This window comes from Thermophilibacter sp., assembly GCF_966187215.1.
The window spans coordinates 1-4,851 of record NZ_CBIFYV010000119.1 but is presented as its reverse complement, the minus strand read 5'-3'; the positions used below and the strand labels follow the sequence as shown (position 1 = coordinate 4,851).

Annotated in this window: 3 protein-coding genes; all 3 read left to right on the top strand. The window is 71.6% G+C overall.

The window, feature by feature from the left end:
- Positions 1-279 precede the first annotated feature (279 nt).
- The 3 genes from nrdG to mgtA all read left to right on the top strand — a co-directional run bounded on the left by nrdG (position 280) and on the right by mgtA (position 4,787).
- Positions 280-840 carry an anaerobic ribonucleoside-triphosphate reductase activating protein gene (nrdG, locus tag ACWTSU_RS09445; protein WP_455140060.1) on the top strand — a complete coding sequence of 187 codons (561 nt, stop codon included), beginning with the start codon at positions 280-282 and terminating at the stop codon, positions 838-840.
- A 225-nt stretch (positions 841-1,065) separates the two neighbouring features.
- Entirely contained in the window at positions 1,066-1,761 is a 696-nt protein-coding gene (locus tag ACWTSU_RS09440; protein WP_455140058.1) for a hypothetical protein, read from the top strand.
- A gap of 293 nt (positions 1,762-2,054) precedes the next feature.
- The gene (gene mgtA / locus ACWTSU_RS09435; protein ID WP_455140056.1) at positions 2,055-4,787 is read left to right on the top strand and encodes a magnesium-translocating P-type ATPase; all 2,733 of its coding nucleotides are present in this window, start codon (positions 2,055-2,057) and stop codon (positions 4,785-4,787) included.
- Positions 4,788-4,851 lie beyond the last annotated feature (64 nt).

Sequence of the window (4,851 nt, the reverse complement as noted above, 5' to 3'; positions counted from 1 at the left end):
AAAAACTCTTCGTTGCCCCTCGTCTTCTGGTTCCCGCCGTGAGTCTTTCTGTGTGCAGCGCGCGGGCGCGCCTCGCGTGCGTCCCGCGGCGTTCTTCTCGGTTACGTACGCTTCGTCCGATTGCGTACACCCCAGTCGGATACGTACACTATTGAGAGGCTGAAAATTGGTCCTTTGACGAGAAGTGCCTGGTCAGAGCGGTGGCCTTCTCGCCATCAGATACGTAATGGTGTACGCAACCGGTTGGAGTGCGCGCAACGGAGGCAACAGGGGAGCTCCATGAACTACGCGAACATCAAGTACTGCGACATTGCCAACGGCGTGGGGGTGCGCACCACGCTCTTCGTCTCGGGGTGCCGCCTGCACTGCCCCAACTGCTTCAACGAGGAGGCATGGGACTTCGACGCCGGGGAGCCCTTCACCGACGAGGTCGCCGAGAGGGTCATGGACTCGATGGACGTACCCTACGTCGACGGCCTCACGATCCTCGGCGGCGAGCCGATGGAGCCCGAGAACCAGCAGGGGCTCGTGGGGTTCCTCGAGGCCGTGCGCGAGCGCTTTGGGAGCGAGAAGTCCATCTGGCTCTTCTCGGGCCACACCTGGGACCAGCTCAGGCCCGGCGGCGCCTGGAACCTCGGCGACGTCACCGACCGTATCCTCGACACGCTCGACGTGCTGGTGGACGGACCGTTCGTCCAGGCCGAGCACGACATCACGCTGCGGTTCCGCGGCTCGTCCAACCAGCGGCTCATCGACGTGCCGGCCACGCTCACGACGCCCGGCGACGAGGTGATCTGGTGGCGCGACGACCCGGTCTTCTCCACGCACACGATGGACTGACGGTGCGCGGCCGCGCCCGGTCGTGACGGATTCGACGCGTCCGGCCGTTCGGGCGCCGCGCGCCAACCGCTCGGCGCCCGAATGGCGCCGCACACGAAGTCCCCTCGGCCCCGCGCGGCACGGACACCGCCTCCGAGCTGGTCGGGCAGCGAGCGGGAAGTCAGCCGCAAGGCAGCGTCGCGACCGTGCTGCTAGGCTCCTCCCCATCCGACGGAAGGAGTCTGCATGAACATCCGCATCATGGGCGGCACGGGCGAGGTCACCCTCGACCGCCTCCCCTACTCCCACATGGACGAGGCTGACGAGCACCTCTTCTACGACACGATGGAGGAGCTGCTCACCTACGCGAACCAGGTGCTGCACCTGGTGGACGCGCCGCGCGTGGCGCTGCACGGCGACGACGACCGGGCCCTGGGCCACGGCAGCGTGGTGAGCGACGCGCTGTGGCAGCGTCCCTGGATCGTGGACGACTTCGTGCGCGAGAACCCCCTCGGCGTGAGCCGCGCCCACCTGGAGGTCGCGCGCCCGTGGCGCAACGCCGTGCGCGACCTCTTCACCTGCATCGGTGCGGACGCCGACGCGGCGGTCTACATGAACGCCGAGAGGGCCTTCGCCGTGGGCGCCCTGCGCGGCCCCGCCGACCAGCACGTCCACGCCATCCCCTCGCTCGTGCTGCTCACGCTGCTGCCCTTCAAGGGGGGCATCGTCACGGACAGCAAGACGCTCCATCTGGCCGACGAGCTGCGCCCCGGGATGGGGGCGCTCATCGAGCGGGACGCCCGGAGGGCCCTTCGGCGCGGGGTCGTCACGACGAGCGCGGAGCTCATCGCCTACGCCCAGACCCATCGGGGCGTGGACCAGATCTCCCCGCGCTTCCAGCGCATTATCGACGAGCACCTGTCCGCGCTGCGCGACGCGTGACGCGACGGGCGATGGATACGCCCGGCTCCCCCGCGCCCTTGCGCGCGCGAGGGGAGTGGGGCATCCTGTGCCCGAAGCGCACGCGGCCCGCGCGGCCAGACCGAGGGAGGTGCCTCATGAGCGACGGCAGTAGTAGACGCACCGCACACAACGCAACGCCCATGGGAGCGGCCCCCGTCGGTCGGGACGGCGGGCGCCGGCGCGCCTAGGCATCCCTGCCGCAACGACGCACTCCCAGGGCCGTCCGCCACGCGGGCGGCCCTTCGCACGTCCCGGGAATGCGAGGTGGCACGATGCTGCTGACCACCCTTCTCGCGCGCGCCCTGAGGCGCGTGCCCACGAGCGCGGACACGTCCCCGCGCGCCGCGACGGCCGGGCGCGGCTGGCTCCTCCACGTGGCCGCGCTCACGCCCGACGCCCTTCTCGCCGAGCTCGGGGCGCACGAGCACGGCCTCGACGAGACCGAGGTCGACGCCATGCGCGCCTTCTGGGGCGACAACGCCCTGTCCCGTGACGAGCGCCCGGCGCTGCCGCGACGCCTGCTCGCGGCCTTCGCGGACCCGTTCACCTACATCCTGGTGGCGATCGCCGTCATCTCCGTGCTCACCGACTGGGTCTTTGCCCAGGCGTCCGCGCGCGACCTCACCACGCCCGCGATCATCGCCGTCATGGTGCTTGCCTCGGGCGCGCTGCGCTTCGTCCAGACGGAGCGCAGCGACAGCGCCGCCGAGGCGCTGCGCGAGATGATCGAGACCACCTGCTGCGCGGAGCGCGCGGGCGTCGGCCGCCTCGAGCTGCCGCTCGACGAGCTCGTGGTCGGCGACGTCGTGCACCTCTCGTCCGGCGACGTCGTTCCGGCCGACCTGCGGCTCGTGCGGGCGCGCGACCTCTTCGTGAGCCAGTCCTCCCTCACCGGCGAGTCGGAGGCGGTCGAGAAGCGCGCGGCCGCCGAGCCCGACGCGTCCGCCGACGTCGCCGCGACCGACCTCGCCAACCTGGCGTTTCTCGGCAGCACCGTGATCTCGGGGTCGGGGACCGGCATCGTGGTGGCCACGGGCGGGCGGACGCTGCTCGGCGCGGCGGCGGGCGCGCTCGGCGGCGACGCGCGGGGCGACACCGCCTCCGACGCCGGCATCGCCGAGACGAGCCGTCTGCTCGTGGCGCTCATGCTCGTCATGGTCCCGACGGTGCTCGTGGTCTCGGGCCTGACCAAGGGCGACTGGCTCGACGCCCTGCTCTTCTCGCTGTCCGTGGCGGTGGGGCTCACGCCCGAGATGCTGCCGATGCTCGTGACCTGCTGTTTGGGCAAGGGCTCGGTCGACCTCTCGCGGGAGAAGGTCATCACCCGGCGGCTCGGCGCCATCTCCGACCTGGGCTCCGTCGACGTTCTGTGCTGCGACAAGACCGGCACGCTCACCGAGGACCGCGTGGTGCTCGAGCGCCATCTGGACGTGCTCGGCAACGAGGACGCGCGCGTGCTGCACGCGGCGTTTCTCAACAGCTTCTTTGGGACCGGCGTCAAGAACCTCATAGACTCCGCGATCATCCGGCGCGCGTCCGAGGCGGGTGGGGACGCGGACGAGCTCGCGGCGCGCTGGTCGCTTGTCGACGAGCTGCCGTTCGACTTCGAGCGGCGCCGTCTCAGCGTGGTCGTGGGCGACACGCGGGGGCGCACCCTCATGGTCTGCAAGGGCGCGCTCGAGGAGATGCTCGCGGTCTGCTCGAGCGCGGAGCTGGAGGGACGCGTGGTGCCGCTCACGACCGAGCTCGCCGGCGAGGTGAACCGCCGCGCCGAGCAGCTCTCCGGCCAGGGCATGCGCGTGCTCGCCGTGGCGTGCAAGCGCGACCCCGCGGGCGCCGACCGCCTCACCACCGACGACGAGCGCGACCTCACGCTCATCGGCTACCTGGCGTTTCTCGACCCGCCCAAGGAGTCGGCCGGGGCCGCCGTGGCCGCGCTCGCCGCGCACGGCGTGGGCGTCAAGGTCCTCACCGGCGACGCCGCCCCCGTGGCCGCCCACGTGTGCGCCGCGCTGGGCATCCCGGCGGACGGGGCGCTCACGGGCGCGGACGTGGAGGCGCTGGGTGACGACGAGCTCTCGGATGCCGTCGAGCGGACCGCGCTGTTCGCCAAGCTCTCCCCGGCCCAGAAGGCGCGCGTGGTGGGCGCCCTGCGCGGGCGCGGGCACGCCGTGGGCTTCATGGGCGACGGCGTGAACGACGCGGCCGCGATGCGCGCCTCGGACTGCGGCATCTCCGTGGACTCGGCGGTCGACGTGGCGCGCGAGGCGGCCGACGTGATCCTGCTGCGGAAGGACCTCATGGTGCTGGAGCGCGGCATCGTGTGCGGGCGCCGCACGCTCGCCAACATGGTCAAGTACGTCAAGATGACCGTGAGCTCCAACTTCGGCAACATCCTCTCGGTGCTCGTCGCGGCGACGCTGCTGCCCTTCCTGCCGATGAGCGCCGTCCAGCTGCTGCTGCTCAACCTCGTCTACGACCTGACCTGCACGGCGCTGCCCTGGGACGCCGTGGACGACGAGCTGGTGCGGCGCCCGCGGCGTTGGGACGGCGCGTCCATCCGGAGCTTCATGCTCTGGATGGGGCCGGTGAGCACGGTCTTTGACCTCGTGACGTTTGCGGCGCTGTTCTTCTGGGTGTGCCCGGCGGTGGCCGGGGGCGCCTGGGGAGCGCTCGACGCGACGGGACGGGCGCTCTTCACGGCGACGTTCCAGGCAGGCTGGTTCGTCGAGAGCATGTGGACGCAGACGCTCGCGGTGCACCTCATCCGCACGGCGCGCGTGCCGCTGCTGCGGAGCCGCGCGTCCGCGCCCGTGACGGCGCTCGGTGTCGCGGGCATCACGCTCGCCACGGCGCTGCCGTTCACGCCCGTCGGCGCGGCGCTCGACCTCGCGCCGCTGCCCGCGCGCTTCTTCGTGCTTCTCGCCGGGGTTGTGGCGGGTTACGTCGCGGCGGTCTCGCTGGCCAAGCGCGCCTACGTCCGGCGCCACGGGAGCTTCCTCTAGCGAGAGGGGCGCGCGGGTAGCCGACGTAGGGCACGAGCTGCGAGACCACGCGGTAGAGGAAGTC